This window comes from Nitrospinota bacterium (assembly GCA_016217735.1).
Lineage (GTDB): Bacteria > Nitrospinota_A > UBA7883 > JACRGQ01 > JACRGQ01 > JACRGQ01.
Genome location: JACRGQ010000014.1, coordinates 1 through 14,858, shown reverse-complemented (window position 1 = coordinate 14,858; position 14,858 = coordinate 1). Strand labels below are relative to the sequence as shown.

The 14,858-nt window shown below is 59.7% G+C and carries 20 protein-coding genes and 1 tRNA gene; 15 read left to right on the top strand and 6 right to left on the bottom strand.

Features of this window, described 5'->3' with window-relative positions; all coding sequences use genetic code 11:
* Positions 1–279: 279 nt before the first annotated feature.
* Both HZA03_02320 and HZA03_02315 read left to right on the top strand, forming a co-directional pair.
* On the top strand, positions 280–516 hold the full coding sequence (locus HZA03_02320) for a hypothetical protein (GenBank protein MBI5636785.1): 237 nt from the start codon (positions 280–282) through the stop codon (positions 514–516).
* Between the two features lie 481 nt (positions 517–997).
* Positions 998–1,606, top strand: coding sequence for an ATP-binding protein (locus tag HZA03_02315; protein MBI5636784.1), 609 nt, complete (start codon positions 998–1,000; stop codon positions 1,604–1,606).
* 85 nt (positions 1,607–1,691) lie between these two features.
* Here the strand turns inward: HZA03_02315 and HZA03_02310 are convergent, their stop codons facing one another.
* A complete protein-coding gene (locus HZA03_02310) occupies positions 1,692–1,805 on the bottom strand; it encodes a hypothetical protein (protein ID MBI5636783.1) in 114 nt (37 codons plus the stop codon).
* A 149-nt stretch (positions 1,806–1,954) separates the two neighbouring features.
* On the opposite strand from HZA03_02310, the gene HZA03_02305 reads away from it, so the two are divergent.
* The 13 genes from HZA03_02305 (at position 1,955) to HZA03_02245 (ending at position 11,262) form a co-directional block, all read left to right on the top strand.
* Positions 1,955–2,182, top strand: coding sequence for a 50S ribosomal protein L28 (locus HZA03_02305; GenBank protein ID MBI5636782.1), 228 nt, complete (start codon positions 1,955–1,957; stop codon positions 2,180–2,182).
* Between the two features lie 228 nt (positions 2,183–2,410).
* Positions 2,411–2,485, top strand: a tRNA-Gln gene (locus HZA03_02300).
* A gap of 38 nt (positions 2,486–2,523) precedes the next feature.
* Positions 2,524–3,468, top strand: a complete 945-nt coding sequence (locus HZA03_02295; protein ID MBI5636781.1) for a ribose-phosphate pyrophosphokinase — start codon at positions 2,524–2,526, stop codon at positions 3,466–3,468.
* Positions 3,469–3,513: 45 nt separating this feature from the next.
* The gene (locus tag HZA03_02290; GenBank protein ID MBI5636780.1) at positions 3,514–4,269 is read left to right on the top strand and encodes a 50S ribosomal protein L25; all 756 of its coding nucleotides are present in this window, start codon (positions 3,514–3,516) and stop codon (positions 4,267–4,269) included.
* 15 nt (positions 4,270–4,284) lie between these two features.
* Positions 4,285–4,806: an aminoacyl-tRNA hydrolase gene (locus HZA03_02285; protein MBI5636779.1), complete on the top strand. Its 522-nt coding sequence runs from the start codon at positions 4,285–4,287 to the stop codon at positions 4,804–4,806.
* Between the two features lie 9 nt (positions 4,807–4,815).
* Entirely contained in the window at positions 4,816–5,355 is a 540-nt protein-coding gene (locus HZA03_02280; GenBank protein MBI5636778.1) for a DUF177 domain-containing protein, read from the top strand.
* A 33-nt stretch (positions 5,356–5,388) separates the two neighbouring features.
* Complete coding sequence (rpmF, locus tag HZA03_02275) at positions 5,389–5,571, top strand: 50S ribosomal protein L32 (protein ID MBI5636777.1); 183 nt, start codon at positions 5,389–5,391, stop codon at positions 5,569–5,571.
* Positions 5,572–5,577: 6 nt separating this feature from the next.
* On the top strand, positions 5,578–6,606 hold the full coding sequence (gene plsX, locus HZA03_02270) for a phosphate acyltransferase PlsX (protein MBI5636776.1): 1,029 nt from the start codon (positions 5,578–5,580) through the stop codon (positions 6,604–6,606).
* 9 nt (positions 6,607–6,615) lie between these two features.
* Positions 6,616–7,596, top strand: a complete 981-nt coding sequence (locus HZA03_02265) for a ketoacyl-ACP synthase III (protein MBI5636775.1) — start codon at positions 6,616–6,618, stop codon at positions 7,594–7,596.
* 134 nt (positions 7,597–7,730) lie between these two features.
* Positions 7,731–8,717: a HEAT repeat domain-containing protein gene (locus tag HZA03_02260; protein ID MBI5636774.1), complete on the top strand. Its 987-nt coding sequence runs from the start codon at positions 7,731–7,733 to the stop codon at positions 8,715–8,717.
* A gap of 7 nt (positions 8,718–8,724) precedes the next feature.
* Entirely contained in the window at positions 8,725–9,450 is a 726-nt protein-coding gene (locus HZA03_02255) for a HAMP domain-containing histidine kinase (GenBank protein ID MBI5636773.1), read from the top strand.
* On the top strand, positions 9,437–10,603 hold the full coding sequence (locus HZA03_02250) for a tetratricopeptide repeat protein (protein ID MBI5636772.1): 1,167 nt from the start codon (positions 9,437–9,439) through the stop codon (positions 10,601–10,603). The genes HZA03_02255 and HZA03_02250 overlap by 14 nt, the downstream gene beginning before the upstream one ends.
* A 29-nt stretch (positions 10,604–10,632) precedes the next feature.
* On the top strand, positions 10,633–11,262 hold the full coding sequence (locus HZA03_02245) for a flagellar basal body-associated FliL family protein (protein MBI5636771.1): 630 nt from the start codon (positions 10,633–10,635) through the stop codon (positions 11,260–11,262).
* A gap of 49 nt (positions 11,263–11,311) precedes the next feature.
* On the opposite strand, the gene argB is transcribed toward HZA03_02245, so the two are convergent.
* The 5 genes from argB to HZA03_02220 form a co-directional block, all read right to left on the bottom strand.
* A complete protein-coding gene (gene argB / locus HZA03_02240) occupies positions 11,312–12,193 on the bottom strand; it encodes an acetylglutamate kinase (GenBank protein MBI5636770.1) in 882 nt (293 codons plus the stop codon).
* Positions 12,194–12,381: 188 nt separating this feature from the next.
* The gene (locus HZA03_02235; protein MBI5636769.1) at positions 12,382–12,756 is read right to left on the bottom strand and encodes a hypothetical protein; all 375 of its coding nucleotides are present in this window, start codon (positions 12,754–12,756) and stop codon (positions 12,382–12,384) included.
* Positions 12,757–12,765: 9 nt separating this feature from the next.
* A complete protein-coding gene (locus HZA03_02230) occupies positions 12,766–13,323 on the bottom strand; it encodes a tyrosine-type recombinase/integrase (GenBank protein ID MBI5636768.1) in 558 nt (185 codons plus the stop codon).
* Positions 13,316–13,696, bottom strand: a complete 381-nt coding sequence (locus tag HZA03_02225) for a site-specific integrase (GenBank protein MBI5636767.1) — start codon at positions 13,694–13,696, stop codon at positions 13,316–13,318. The genes HZA03_02230 and HZA03_02225 overlap by 8 nt, the downstream gene beginning before the upstream one ends.
* Before the next feature lie 94 nt (positions 13,697–13,790).
* A complete protein-coding gene (locus HZA03_02220) occupies positions 13,791–14,738 on the bottom strand; it encodes a sigma-70 family RNA polymerase sigma factor (GenBank protein ID MBI5636766.1) in 948 nt (315 codons plus the stop codon).
* Positions 14,739–14,858: the final 120 nt, after the last annotated feature.

Genomic DNA, 14,858 nt, shown 5'->3' with positions numbered 1-14,858 from the left:
GACGCCTATGCACCCATAACAGGTATTTCAAAAGCCTTGAGGAGTTGATTGTCGTTATCGGAAAACAGTTGGATAAATGGCTGAGGCCAAACGGACAGCTTAAAAGACTATGCGCAATTATTTAAGACGCTGTGTATAAAAAGGAGAAAATAATGAAAAAGATTTTTAAGTTGGCCGCCGTCCTTTGCTTGCTGTGCGCGGGCGGCGTTGCGGCGGAGGCGGCGCCGGCCGGCATCGCCGTCGTGGGGGATCATGCTTCCGTTTGCATGGTAACCGAATATGGGCGTGCCGCAAATCCCCGTGCAATCCAACGGCAAGACATACTATGGTTGCTGCCAAATGTGCGTCGGCACGATAAAGGGTGACGCCAAGGTAAGGCAGGCCGCCGATCCCGTAACCGGGGTTTCGGTCGACAAAGCGCAGGCCGTCATAGCGAAGGACGATACCGGCAAGGTCTACTACTTTGAATCCGACAAGACATACCAGATGTTTTTGGAAAAAACCGGCAAAGAGTGAGGCCTTTTGGCTATGCGGGCATTGACAGCCTGTTGGATTGTTGAGCATCGCCGTTGCCTTTACCGGCGGGGGACGCCATTGGTCGGTGGCCAGCCACAACGCCTTTAAATGCCGGACAACCGCCGCGCCGAACACCGGCCGGGGGCCGCTTTTCTTCCGGGCGGGTTTGGACTTTGCCGAAAGAATGCGGATCGCGTATTTGCGGTTGTACGCGCAATTGACGCAAAATTCCGACAGTATCCGGCCCTTCCCTCTCCGCCCCGCCGTGCGGTACCGCTCCCGGATCGCCGCAAGATATTCTTTCCGCGATACTTTCCCCATTTTCCACGTTCCTTTCGGTTACATGGAATATGAGGCAATGCGCTGCCGCTTTGGGTTATTGCGCTTTTTTTAAATGGGATATAAAATGTTTGCAAGAAATATCATAAGTCGCTCAGCCGCCGTTGTTTGGGGAGAGGGGTTATACCGGATGCCGGTCTCGATGAATTGCATTGACAAGCACAGGAGCGGCCAGCTCCTGCAAGACGATGTCTGCGTTGAACACGAGATATGCCAAAACACCTGCGCTGAAAATGAGATATTTTCCCTCTCCGCCATCGGGGAAATCGACGGCCTTTCCGAAAAAATCATCGCCAAGGCGCGCAAATTGCCCGCGTGGCTGCCGTACATTTCCCGGTTAGGGTATCTCCTCACCCTTACCATGCACGAGGCCTGCATGAACGCGGTGGAGCACGGGCTGCTGGGGATGGATAAAAAAACCAAACAGCGCCGGATTGAGGAAATGCAGGAGCGCTATCTGGTGGACATCGAACGGCGATGGCGCGCCACCGGCAGGCTGATTCAGGTGAGCGTTTGCATAAACGCGCGCAGCGTTGTTGTTGGCGTGCATGACGATGGCAGGGGGTTCGATTACAATATGGCCCACTACTCCCCGATGAACGAAGAGGACGTCCTCGCCGTTTCCGGCCGGGGGCTGTTGATCCTCAAATCGCTGGGGGTGCGCCTTTTCTGGAACAAGGAGGGGAACACCGTACTCTGCTCGTTCCGCCGCGATGAACTTGCAAAGGAGCCGCAAGCGGCTTCTGTTTGAGTTGGCCTCCGGGGTTCAGCCGGATTCCGATAATGCATGGCGGGTGGAACGCGGCATGTCCTCGTCCACGAGAAACCGGAGCGGTTTATCCAACGGCCTTTATTTCCTCGTCGGCAAGGTGATGCGCGGCGTATTTCAGGACAGCCAGGATGTCCTCTTTGGCAAGGTCATATTCGGCCATGACCTCTTCATAGGTCATTCCGCCCGCCCCGGCGAACGGTGAATACGGCCCGCAATTCACCCCCCCCCCCCGAAAAAAAACCGGCGTTCAAAAGTGCTTTACAATGCGGGGCGGTTGCGTGTAGAATTTCTTCTTTCCCATATTTGAGTAACTGAGGAGACGAAGCCATGGCTATGGAATGTGAAATCTGCGGCAAAAAGCCGGTGTACGGCAGCAACATCTCGCACGCGCACAACGTGACGAGCCGGCGCTACAACCCGAATCTGCAACCCGTCCGCGCGGTTATCAACGGCACGGTGCGCAAGATACGCGCCTGCACCCGCTGTATCCGCAGCGGCAAAGTGGTGAAACCGGCCGCCCGCAAGATACCGGCCGCCGCGCCCGCCGCCAAGTAATCCGTTTTTCTAATAGCGCTTAATGGGAGGATGTTTAAAGCATTCTCCCGTTTCATAATCCATTTCCGCCGCCGATTGACCGGCGCGCTTGATATTCAAGCACTTCCATCCGGGCGCGCGGACGGAACATTATCCGGCGGACGATTTTTTTGTTGGACAACTCCGTCCCATTTGTTATCATTAAAAGCTTTTGGAGGAAGATTTTTCCGGCGGTACGGGAAGTTTTGATGGGGTGTCGTCAAGCGGTAAGACACAGCTCTTTGGAAGCTGCATTCGTAGGTTCGAATCCTACCACCCCAACCACTGAATGAACGGGCGTTTGTATAACTAAGGAAGGCAGTATGGCGAACAATCCCATTATCATTGCGGGACGGTCGAACCCCGCGCTGGCGGACGGCATCGCGAAAGGGATCAAGACCAGCCTGACCAAGACCGACATCGTGAATTTTTCCGACGGCGAGATTTTTTGCCAGATCATGGAAAACATCCGCGGCGGCGATGTTTTCATCGTGCAGTCCACCTGTCCGCCGGTGAATGACCACCTGATGGAGCTGTTGATCGTGATCGATGCGGTCAAGCGCGCTTCGGCCCGCCGCATCACCGCGGTGCTCCCCTATTCCGGCTATTCGCGGCAGGACCGCAAGGTGCAAAGCCGCACGCCGATCACCGCGCGCCTGGTGGCCGACCTGCTCATCGCCGCCGGTATAGACCGCGCGCTCTTCATGGATTTGCATGCCGGCCAGATTCAGGGCTTTTTCGGCAAGCCGGTGGATCATCTCTACGGCGCGCCGCTGATGATCGACCACCTGCGCAAACAAACGTTCAACGACCTCATGGTCATCTCGCCGGACGCCGGCGGCGTGGAACGCGCCCGCGCCTACGCCAAATACCTCGAATGCGGCCTCGGCATCATCGACAAGCGGCGCGAGGGAAAGAACCAGGCGAAGGCCTACCACATCATAGGCGATGTGAAGGGGAAGGACGTGCTGATAGTGGACGATATGGTGGATACCGCCGGCACATTGACCGAAGCGGTGAACGCATTGCTGGAAAACGGCGCCACGACGGTGCAGGCCCTTTGCAGCCACGCGGTGCTGAGCGGCAAGGCGGTGGAGCGGATCAACGCCTCGCCGTTGAAAAAACTCTACTGCACCAATTCCATCGACCAATCCGCGCGGATCAAGCTGTGCGGCAAGCTGGAGGTGCTCGATATCGCCCCGATGTTCGCCGATGCGATTGAACGGATACACCTTGAGCGCTCGGTGAGCGGTCTTTTCGAATATTAAACTTTTGAATATAAAACCTAAACTCAGGCAGGGAGAACATACGCAATGGAAACGATAACGCTGAAAGTGGATAAACGCGCCGAAATGGGGAAAAAGGTATCCGCCGGGCTGCGCCGCGCGGGGCAGGTGCCGGCCGTCATTTACGGCTTGACGGCCTCGCAGAAACTTACCGTCGACGCCAAGGAGCTCAAGAAGGCCCTTTCCGGCCCCAGCGGCACACACGTCATCCTTCAGCTCGAAATGGGGGACGGCAAGGGGTTGCACAACGCCCTGCTCAAAGAATTGCAGTTTCACCCGCTCACCGACCAGTTCATCCACGCGGATCTGCTGGAAATCGACCTCAACAAGCCGATCATGGTCAAGCTGCCGGTTGTGTATAGCGGCGAAGCCGTCGGCGTGAAGGTGAGCGGTGGCGAAATCCGCATTCACGCCCGCGACCTCAATGTGGAGTGCATGCCGTCCGTGATGCCGCGCGCCATCAATGTCGATATTTCCAGCCTTGACATCAACAAGGTGTGGCACATTTCCGACCTTAAGTTGCCCGAAGGAATCAGGGTGACCGACGCGGCCGATCATCCGGCTGTTTCCTGCATCACGCCGAAGAAGGAAGAAGTCGTGGCGGCGGTTGTCGCCGAAGGCGCGGCTCCGGCCGAAGGCGCGGCTCCGGCCGCTGGCGCGGCTCCGGCCGCGGCGGGCAAGGGCGCGGCGGCGCCGGCGGGCAAGGCCGCCGATGCCAAGGCTCCGGCGGGCAAGGGCGCGGCCCCGGCCAAAGGCGGCGGGAAAGAGGGCGGCAAGAAATAATCTTGTCGTTGAAACGTGAAATTGCTGGTCGGCCTGGGAAACCCGGGGCCGAAGTACGCTCGAACCCGGCATAACGCCGGGTTTATGGCGCTTGACCGCCTCGGCGAGATACTCGGTATCCGTTTCAACCGCGAGATGCTTGGCGCATTCGTGGCGCGCGGGGAGGCGGGCGGCCACGAAGTGGTGCTGGCCAAGCCGTGGACGTATATGAATCTCAGCGGCGGGCCGGTTGCCGCTTTGGCGCGGAAGTTTTCGCTAAAGCCGGACGGCATCACCGTGTTGCATGACGACATTGACGTGCCGCTGGGCAAAGTTAAGGATAAGATAGGCGGCGGCGCGGGCGGACACAACGGCGTGTCGTCCGTCGCGGAACATCTGGGAACGCCGGATTTCCGGAGGATTCGCATCGGTGTCGGACGGCCCCCTGAATGGCAGGATGCCGCCGATTACGTTTTGGCCCCTTTTGAGGGGGGCGAAGCGCCGGCGCTGAACGCCGCTATCGAGGAGTCCTGCCGGCGGGCGTTGGACTTCGCATAGAAAGTGATCATGAAGATTGAACATAAAAACCGCATCGAAATCGATTTAGAGAACATCGATCCCGAAAACGGCCTCGTCCTCCGGATGGAAAAACCGTTCGGCTTTTTCTTCAACGAGGGGGACGGCGTCAACGGCGTGGGGAACGTGACGGCGGAGTTGGCTCTCACAAAGGCCGGCGAAGACATCTTCGTGACGGGCCGTGTCGAAGGAACGGTGAAGCTGCAATGCAGCCGCTGCCTGGCGGAATACGGGATGACGCTGGCCCCGGCCATCGAGGCCCCCTTTTTTCCGCGCGCCGCGGAATCACCCGAAGGGGAGGAAGAGGACGATGGGGATGTGAATTTCCACGACGGGGAGAAGCTCGATCTTTTCCCGGTGCTGCGCGACCATCTCCTGCTGGCCATTCCCTTCAAGCCGCTCTGCATGGAGGAGTGCAAGGGACTCTGTCCCAAATGCGGCGCCGATCTGAATACCGCTCCCTGCGGCTGCACACCGAAAGAACCGGATGCGCGCTTTGCCGCGCTGCAAAAACTGAAAGAACGGCTATAATGCCACATCCACTAGGAAAGGAAGGTTAACGTTATGACTCAACCAAAGAAAAAGACCACCGCACGGAAAAAGGGCTTTCGCCGCGCCCATCATTTCCTGAAAGCGCCGGGCATGTCCACCTGCCCCAGCTGCCAGGCGGTGAAACCGCCGCATCAGGTCTGTCCCTCGTGCGGCGCTTACAACGGCAAGGAAGTTATCAAAGTAGAGATGGAATAAGCCGCCTTGAAAATCGCCGTTGACGCCATGGGGGGCGACCACGCCCCCGCGGCCATCGTTGAGGGGGCGCTCCAGGCTTCGAAAGAGGTCAAAAGCCCCATCGTGCTCGTTGGCGTCGAGGAGCGGATTAGGGCGGAACTTGACCGGCTGGGCGGGACGAACGCCGGACTGGAAATCGTGCCGGCCACGGAAGTGGTCGGCATGGACGAATCCCCCGCCGTCGCCATCCGGAAGAAAAAAAACTCCTCCATATCGGTGGGGATCGACCTCCTGAAATCGGGGGGGTGCGCCGCTTTCGTCAGCGCCGGCAACACCGGCGCCGTGATGGCCGCCGCGCTGCTGAAGCTCCGGACCATTCCCGGCATCGGCCGCGCGCCGATCGCCGTCATGCTGCCGACCGCGCGCGGCTTCACCGTGCTGCTGGATGCCGGCGCGAATGTCGACGTAAAGGCCGGCACGCTGTTCGAATTCGGCGTCATGGGCTCGGTTTACGCCTCGTTCGTCCTCGGCATCGATAATCCGCGGGTCGGCACCCTTTCCATCGGCGAGGAAGAGGGCAAGGGAACCGACGTGATCCGCGAGGCGGCGTCCATGCTGAAAGCAAGCTCCGTCAATTTCATCGGCAACGTGGAGGCCAAGGAGGTCTACCGCGGCGGCGTTGACGTGATCGTGTGCGACGGCCTGCTGGGACACATAACGCTGAAGGTGAGCGAATCGCTGGCGGAATTTCTGCAAAACGCCCTGCGGGACATTTTCACGGCCAACTGGCGCGCCAAACTGGCCTATCTTCTCGTCAAGCCGCAATTCGCCGCATTCAAAAAGAAAATCGATTACCACGAATATGGCGGCGCGCCGCTGCTGGGCATCAACGGCGGGGTCATCATCTCGCACGGGTCATCCAAGGCGAAATCCATCAAGAACGCCATCAAGCAGGCGGAGCTCTATATCGAAATGGACGTCATTAACAAAATCCGCGTTGGAATGGAAAAGAACGCCCAGTTCCGGCCAGCCGAAGCGGAAAAAGAACCCGTCTAGGAGGGGGCCGTGCCACACGCCGTTATCGCCGGAACCGGACGCCACCTGCCCGACAAGGTTCTGACCAACCACGATCTGGAAAAAATGGTTCAGACCTCCGACCAGTGGATAGTGGAACGGACCGGCATCCGTGAGCGCCGCATCGCCGGCAAGGGGACGAGCGCATCGGACTTGGCGGTGCCCGCCGCGCAAAAAGCGCTTGCCGCCGCCAAGGTAACACCGGAAGAGGTGGACCTCATCCTTGTCGGCACCAGCACACCCGACATGTTTTTCCCTTCCACCGCCTGTTTTGTGCAGGCGAAGCTGGGGTGCGTCAACGCCGCCGCGTTCGACATGCTGGCCGCGTGCAGCGGCTGGGTATACGGCATGTCGGTGGCCAACGCCTTCATCCGCGGCGGCCAGTACAAAACCGTGCTGGTGATCGGCGCGGAGGTGTATAGCCACATTCTCAATTGGGAGGACCGCGCCACCTGCGTCCTCTTCGGTGATGGCGCCGGGGCGGTGCTGTTGAAAGCCTCCGATACGGCTGACGGCATCCTCTCCGCCAACATCTTTTCGGACGGCTCGAAAAGCGAATTTCTCTACGCCCCCGGCGGCGGCAGCAGCAGCCGCTTCACGCCGGAACTGGTGGCGGAGAAAAAATATACGCTGGCGATGGTCGGCAACAGCACCTTCAAAGTGGCGGTGAAAATGATGGCCGATGCCGCCACTAAAGCCATGAAGGAGAACAACGTGACGCCCGCCGACATCAAGCTGGTGATCCCCCATCAGGCGAACCTGCGGATCATCAGCGCGGTGGCAAAGCAGCTCGGCATGCCGGAAGAGCACTTTTTCAGCAATCTGCAAAAGTACGGCAACACCGCCGCCGCCAGCATCCCGATCGCGCTGGACGAAGCGTTGGAACAGGGGAAAGTCGCAAAAGGCGATCTCGTGCTGATGGTCACCTTCGGCGGCGGCTTCACCTGGGGATCCCTCCTCATCCGCCTTTAGAATTTCTTTCCCCTTGATTCCGCATGGCAACGGCCATTTCCCCGCCAGCAAACGAATAACTTTGATATTCGGGAAGAATTTGATAAATTGAAGGTTGCCGCATAGGGGCATTACAATTTCGTGGAGGCGTATCCGTGCAGCTTATCGACCAGCTTATCAAGTTCAGCGAGGACGAGAATCCGAACGTCCGCCGCGCCGTGGCAATGGCGTTGGGCGAAATGGGGGCAACTTCCGCGAAAGGGGCGTTGGCGAAGCTCCTCAAGGACAAGGAACCGCCGGTAAAAGAAGCTGCCATCTACGCGCTGGGAAAACTGAACGTGGTGGAAGCGGCCGACCTGCTGGCAAAGCTTCTGGGCGACGAAGCCGATCCGCGCAAGGCTATTTTGAAGGGGGTCTCCCTGAAGGGGGATGAGGATGACAAGGCCGCTCCCTCCGGCGCGGGGCCTCTGGCCGGCGGACAGAAAAAAGACGTTCAAATGCCGTGGCGCGTCCGCAAGGCCGCCGCGCTGATGCTCTGCAAGCTGAAACCGGAAATTGCCGTGCATCCGCTGTTGCAGATGTTGGGCATGGAAAACGATCAGGCGCGCATCGCCGCGCTCGCGGGCCTCGGCAACATGGAAGCCGACATCGCCGGCCCCGCCATAATGGAACTGCTGAAAGCGGAATCGTGGGAGGTGCGCAAAGCGGCCGCCCAAGCGCTGGGAAAGATTAAATACCTCCCCGCCGTGCCGGCCCTGGTCGGCCTGATGGCCGATACCCGGTTCGCCGTCCGGGTGGAGGTGGCTATTGCCATGAACCACATCAAAGCCGAAGGGACGCTTGCGCCGCTGATGAAGGCCCTGAAAGAGGACGATACCCCCGATGTGCGGCGAATCATCGCCATCGCGCTGGGGAATTTTAAAAGCGAAGAGCCGGTTGTGGCGCTGGCCGAAGCGGCGCGCAAGGACGAGGCGTGGCAGGTGCGCAAGGCGGCCGTGCAGTCGCTGGGGAACATCCGCTCGGCGGCCTGTGTCGCGCCGGTGATGGAAGCCTTGGCCGACGCGCACGAAGAGGTGCGCGCGGCGGCCGGCGCAGTGTATCCCCGCTTGGCGTCTTCAGTTGGCGGCCATTCGGCCGATTAAGTACCATATGGGTGAAACAGCGAAGAATGGAACCACCGCCGAACAGAAGCTGGCGATGCAGGGGGATCTCATCAATATGATGGTTCACGACCTCAAAGGACCGCTAATGGAGGTGATTTCCAATATTGACCTGCTGTCCAACAGCGAACATCTCGATGAGAACGAAAAGGAATTCGCCCAGACCGCCATGGAAGGATGCACCGGCCTGTACGACATGGTGCAGGATATGCTGAGTATCGGCCGGATGGAATCCGGCATGATGAAGCTGGAGAGGGAACCGTTCAATCTCTGCGCGGTTATCAAAAACGAACTGGAAAAAGTGCGGCGGCATGCCGAGGATAACCGGGTGGCCGTGGACCTGAAGTGCCCCGCGGACCTGACGGTGAACGCCGACCAGAAGCTCATCGCCCGCGTGGCGGCGAACCTGATATCCAACGGACTTAAATACTCCCCTCCCGGCGCCACCCTGAAAATCTCCGTCTCCGACGGCGGCGCGGCCGCCATCGTGCTGGTGAAGGATCAGGGGCCGGGCGTGCCGGTGGAGTACCGTGAATCCATTTTTGAAAAATACGTGCAGGTCGAGCTCCGCACGCACCGGCGGCAGGGTTCCACCGGACTGGGCCTCCCTTTTTGCAAAATGGCGGTGGAGGCGCACGGCGGCAAGGTGGGCCTGAACAGTCCCGAGCGGGGTTCCGAATTTTATTTCGTGATTCCAAAAAATGTCCAAAGTTGAAAATCCAAAGGCGGGGATGCGCATCCTCGTCGTCGACGACATGCCGGGCATGCGCAAGACGCTGCGCAGCATGCTCAAGATGCTCGGCTACGACCACATAACGGAGGCCGACGACGGAGACACCGCCCTCAACCGCCTCAAGCAGGGGCAGCAGGACTTTATTATCGCCGACTGGAACATGCCGCGCATGCCCGGCGTGGAACTGCTGCGTGAAATCCGCGACGAGCCGATGCTGCGCGACACCCCCTTCATCATGATCACCGCCGAGGTGGACGACAGCCAGATCGTGCGGGCCGCCGAGGAGGATGTGGACGGCTACATCATCAAGCCGTTTGTGGCGGAAATACTGGAGCGCAAGATCAACTCCGTGCTTGATAAAAAGGCCAACCCTTCGCAGGTGGAGATTTACCTCAAGGTGGGGTATGCCTACATGGAAAACGGCATGCTGAACGAAGCGATGCGCGAATTCGAGCACGCGCACGCGCTCAATCCGAAAAGCGCGCGCATACCGCTGGCGATGGCGCAGATATTCGAGGCGATGGGGGATCGCCGCAAGGCGGAAGAGCTTTTTACCGCCGCCGTCTCCAACAATCCCCGCTTCGTGAAAGGCTACCACACCCTGGCCGACTTCCAGCTGCGCATGGGGAACGACGCCGCCGCCATGAAAGCGCTGCAATCGGCCACTTCGCTGAGCCCCAACAATCCCTCGCGGCAGGTGGAGTTTGGCAAGCTGCTGATAAAGGCCGGCCGCGTGGAAGACGCCGACCAGGCTTTCAAGCATGCGCTCAAAAGCGCGGGCAAAAGCGCCGACGTGCATACCGCCATCGGCGAAGCCTATCTTGCCGCCGGGCATGACGACAAGGCGGCCGAGGCATTCCGCGGCTCGCTCACCATCACCGAAGACATCAACGTCTACAACCGCCTCGGTATCGCGCTCCGCCGGAAAAAGCGGTTCAAGGAGGCGATCCAGGAATACCGCAAAGCGCTGGCCGTTGCCCCCAACGATGAAGTCCTTTATTACAACATCGGCAGGGCCTTGCTGGAAGACGAGCAACGCGAAGCGGCGATCATTGCGTTCAGGAAAGCGCTGCAGATCGATCCCGAATTCAAGGAATGCGGCGATATGCTCAAGCAGCTCGAAGTATGGCGTTGACCCGGGGATAACCGCCGGAGAAAGGGCGTATGGCGAAGAAGCGGAAAACGGAACTCGATATCGACACCGGCGCCATACCGGCCCCGGAAGCGCCGCCCGATACGGGTTCCACGCCCATCCCGCTTGAACAGGAAATGGCCCGGGATGCGGCGTCGGCGCGGGCGGCGGGCGCGCCGTTCAACAAAAACACCCTTATCGTATTTGGCATCATCATCGCCATGATGCTGGCCACCATCGGCATCGCGGCGGTGGCGCTTCACAAAAAGACATCCGGCGTTTCGGCAAAAAAGGCGGGCGGCCACGGCGCAAAAGCCAAGGATGCGGAGAAGCATAAGGCCGCGGAGCCGAAGTTCGAAGCGTTGAACAACCTCGTGCTCGACCCCTTCGTCATTCCCTACAAGGATAAGGGGCAGGACGGCTTTATCCGGGTGGTCTTCGCCCTGCAGGTGAACGATCCCGAAGTAATCGATGAAATTAACAACAATCTGCCGCTCATCCGCAATTCGGTTCTCTACGCCATCAGCACGCGCGACCGCGCCGATCTTATCGACCCCGCGAAACGCGAGGGATTGATGAAGGACCTCCGCTACAACATCGACCGCTCGTTGCAGTCCGGCCGCGTCGACGCCGTCCTTCTGAACGCCCTGAACGTGTATTGATCGCACAGGCGCGGATTTCACCCGCGCATCAGCCGCCGCGAAAATTGAATTATGCGGTGATTTGGGTGCCGACCCCTTCGCGGGTGAAGATTTCAAGCAATACGCTATGCACCACCCGCCCGTCGATGATGTGGGTTTTTTTCACGCCGCCGGCCAGGGCTTTCAGGCAGCAGTCCACCTTCGGCAGCATCCCGCCCGCGATGACGCCGTCCGCGATGAGTTTTTGTATCCGTTTTTCGTCCAGGGCGGGGATGAGTTTCTTGTCGCCGTCCCACACGCCGTTGGTATCGGTGAGCAGCATCAGTTTTTCGGCTTTCAGCGCGGCGGCCACTTCACCCGCCACGGTATCGGCGTTGATGTTGTAGGTCTCGCCGTTCGCCCCCGCCCCCACCGGCGCGATCACGGGGATGAAGTTTCCCCGGTCGAGCGTTTCGAGCACGCCGGTGTTGATCTTCGTCACCTTTCCCACGAGGCCGATATCGATGATTTCGGGGCGGTTCTCGGCGGCGGTCGGAATGGCGATGAGCTTTTTCTCCGCCTCTATCAGCCGCCCGTCTTTGCCGCTCAATCCCACGGCCCGGCCCCCCGCGCCGTTGATGAGCGCGACGATCTCCTTGTTCACCTTGCCGACGAGCACCATCTCCACCACGTTGACCGTCTCTTCGTCGGTGACGCGGTGTCCTTCGATGAAGCGGGATTGCACGCCCATCCGTTCGAGCGTTTTGTTGATCTGCGGGCCGCCGCCATGCACGATGACCGGATCCATGCCGATCAGTTTCATCAATACGATGTCGCGCGCGAAAGAGGCTTTCAGATCCTCCTGCACCATCGCGGCCCCGCCGTATTTGATGACGATGGTCTTGCCGGCGAACTCCCGCAGATAGGGGAGCGCCTCCAGCAGAATATCCGCTTTTTTAACCAGTTCCTGTATGTCGCCCATCGGGAAAGTATACCGCCAACCGCCCGCAAACCGGAAATTTTCGGGCTAAAACCACCGATCCAATGTCACTCCGGGCGCAGCGGAAAATCACTGGCTCCTGTCATCCTGAGCGTAGCGAAGGATCTCTTTCCGGAAAGGGATCCTTCGCCTTTGGCTCAGGATGACCAAGGCTGCGTGTGCTAGAACCGCGCGCCGAGGGCGGCGGAATAATACCAGCCGTGCTCCGGGGCGAGATTCTTTATCAGCGTATCGCCGTGAAACGCCTCGAAACGGTTATAGAGCGAATAGCCGATATCGAGCGAAAGCGTGGTTGCTTCGGAGGGCCGCCACTTCAGCGCCGGGCCGAAGACCACCACGGAATATTTTATCTTGTTCACCGGCAGCGCCGTTCCTTCATTCACATGATATTGGTCGCCGCGCACATACAGTCCCAGCCCCGTCTCGATCTTTTCCTCCGGAAACTTCATCCGCCAGAACATCCGGACCGGCGGGATAAGGCCGAACTTGTGCCGCTCCCCCCCGTATTGGTAAAAAAGCATCGGCAACAGGCGCATGGCGCAATCCTACTCCGCGAGTTTCTTTTGCCTGCCGCTGGTTTTTGCCGTTCCTTTTTTATGCGCGTGGGGGTGGGCGGCGTCGTAGACCTTCATCAGGTGGTCTATCCCCACATGGGTGTATTTTTGCGTGGTGGCCAGCGATTCGTGCCCCAACAGTTCCTGGATGGCGCGCAGATCGGCGCCGCCATCCAGCATGTGCGTGGCGAAGGTGTGGCGCAGCGTGTGGGGGGAAACCCCCGCGGGTGCGCCGGCCTTGCGCGCATATTTAATAACGACGTTGTAGATGCTCCGCACGTCAAGCGGCTTCCCCTTCTTGTTGGGCCAGAGGGGGCCGGTTTGTTCGGGGAGTTTGACCAGATATGCACCAAGCGATTCCAAAGCCTTGCGCCCCACCGGCAGGTCGCGTTCTTTGCTTCCCTTCCCCATCACCCGGATTGTGCGGGTGACCGGATCGAAGTCTTCGCGCCGCAATCCCGCCAGCTCGCTTGCGCGCATGCCGCAGCCGTAAAAAAGCTCCAGCATGGCGCGGTCGCGGGGAGCGTCCTCCTTCGCCGATTCAACCATGCCGAAAGCGGCGTCCACGTTCAGCGCTTTGGGGCGGGTCTTCGGCTTTTTGGGAATCGGCACCGCCAGCGCCGGATTTTTTTTTTACCGCCCCCTCCCGCAACAGGTAGCGGAAAAAAGTGCGCAACGCCGAGAGCTTGCGTTCGACGGTGGAGGGTTCCATCTTGCGGCGGTGCATATCCGCGCCAAATCCGCGGACGGTTGCCGCCTCCATCTCGGCGAAGCGGAGCGCGTTCTCCCCGCCAAAACCCCGCGTGGCGGCGTAATGGCTGAACTGCGCGAGGTCGCCGCGGTAGTTTTTCAGCGTGTGGGGGGAATAATTTTTCGCCGTGCCGATGTAGAGCAGGAACTTTTCAATCAGCGGATCAGCCATGAAGTCAGTCTATCGCCGCCGTCCCCGGAAGGCAATTGCCGCCCTTCCCCCTCCCGTTGTCATCCCTGAAAGCGCGGTCTGCCGGTCACTGCCGCTACCCGCGGCCGATGAAGCTGAAATCGGAGATGCCGGGGATTTTTTCCCGCAAGTACGCCTTCAGCCGTTTCATCAGGCGCACCTCGGCCTGCCGCACCGCCTCGCGCGTGACGCCGAATTTTTCCCCTATCTCCGAAAGGGTCAGGGGGTCTTCGCTCATCAGGCGCTCTTCCAGTATCGCGCGGTCGGAGTCTTTCAGCCCTTTCGCGAAATCGGCGATATGCCGCTTCACCATGCCGAACACCTCTTCCTCTTCCACTTCTTTCGCCGGGGTGCGGCGGGCATCGCCGATGATGTCGGCATAGGTGTGGCCCCCCTCCCCGTCCAGCGGGGTCTCCAGCGACACGTCGCGCGCCGAAAGGCTTTTTTGCACCTCCGTCACTTCGTCTTCGGTGGTGGCAAAATGTTCCGCCAGCCGTTTCGGGGTCGGGTCGATGCCGGCGTTTCTCAGTTCCCGCGTGGCCTTGTTGAGGTTGAAGAGAAGCTTGCGCCGCGTGTTGGTGGTGCCCACGCGGACGAGCCGCCAGTTGTCGAGAATATATTTCATGATGTAGGCGCGCACCCAGTAGGTGGCGTAGGCTGGCAGCGGCACACCCTTGAACGGGTCGAACTTCTGTATGGCCCGCATCAGGCCGATGTTCCCCTCCTGTATCAGGTCGAGCATATTCTGGAACTGGTTGCGGAACTCGAACGCGATGCTCACCGCCAGCCAGAGGTTGGCCGTCACCAGTTTCAGCGCGGCGTCGGCATCGTTGTGATCGCGCACGCGCACCGCAAGCTGGTGCTCTTCGTCGGGCGTGAGGCGGGGGATGGAGCGGATGGTGGCAAGGTAGTATTGCAGCGGGTCGGCGGGAGCGAGCGGTCCGGCGCCACCGGCGCGTTCCGGCAGGGCGGAGCGGTGGCCGGCCTTCCCTTCCTCCCCGTGTAATTCCTTTTCCTCCGGCATACCAGTATTTTCCAATATGAAAATGAGTCTGAAGGGAGGGGGTGCATGATTCCTCATCCCTGCGTCCCGAACTGTTCAAATATTTCTGTAAACAGCGCGTCCCTTGCCTCGTTCTTTTGT

Bases quoted from the DNA above. Each gene is read 5' to 3' on its own strand.
- HZA03_02320 (MBI5636785.1), top strand. From the start codon at position 280: ATGGGCGTGCCGCAAATCCCCGTGCAATCCAACGGCAAGACATACTAT.
- HZA03_02315 (MBI5636784.1), top strand. From the start codon at position 998: ATGAATTGCATTGACAAGCACAGGAGCGGCCAGCTCCTGCAAGACGAT.
- HZA03_02310 (MBI5636783.1), bottom strand. From the start codon at position 1,805: ATGACCTATGAAGAGGTCATGGCCGAATATGACCTTGCCAAAGAGGAC.
- HZA03_02305 (MBI5636782.1), top strand. From the start codon at position 1,955: ATGGCTATGGAATGTGAAATCTGCGGCAAAAAGCCGGTGTACGGCAGC.
- HZA03_02295 (MBI5636781.1), top strand. From the start codon at position 2,524: ATGGCGAACAATCCCATTATCATTGCGGGACGGTCGAACCCCGCGCTG.
- HZA03_02290 (MBI5636780.1), top strand. From the start codon at position 3,514: ATGGAAACGATAACGCTGAAAGTGGATAAACGCGCCGAAATGGGGAAA.
- HZA03_02280 (MBI5636778.1), top strand. From the start codon at position 4,816: ATGAAGATTGAACATAAAAACCGCATCGAAATCGATTTAGAGAACATC.
- rpmF (MBI5636777.1), top strand. From the start codon at position 5,389: ATGACTCAACCAAAGAAAAAGACCACCGCACGGAAAAAGGGCTTTCGC.
- HZA03_02255 (MBI5636773.1), top strand. From the start codon at position 8,725: ATGGGTGAAACAGCGAAGAATGGAACCACCGCCGAACAGAAGCTGGCG.
- HZA03_02250 (MBI5636772.1), top strand. From the start codon at position 9,437: ATGTCCAAAGTTGAAAATCCAAAGGCGGGGATGCGCATCCTCGTCGTC.
- HZA03_02245 (MBI5636771.1), top strand. From the start codon at position 10,633: ATGGCGAAGAAGCGGAAAACGGAACTCGATATCGACACCGGCGCCATA.
- HZA03_02235 (MBI5636769.1), bottom strand. From the start codon at position 12,756: ATGCGCCTGTTGCCGATGCTTTTTTACCAATACGGGGGGGAGCGGCAC.
- HZA03_02230 (MBI5636768.1), bottom strand. From the start codon at position 13,323: ATGGTTGAATCGGCGAAGGAGGACGCTCCCCGCGACCGCGCCATGCTG.
- HZA03_02225 (MBI5636767.1), bottom strand. From the start codon at position 13,696: ATGGCTGATCCGCTGATTGAAAAGTTCCTGCTCTACATCGGCACGGCG.
- HZA03_02220 (MBI5636766.1), bottom strand. From the start codon at position 14,738: ATGCCGGAGGAAAAGGAATTACACGGGGAGGAAGGGAAGGCCGGCCAC.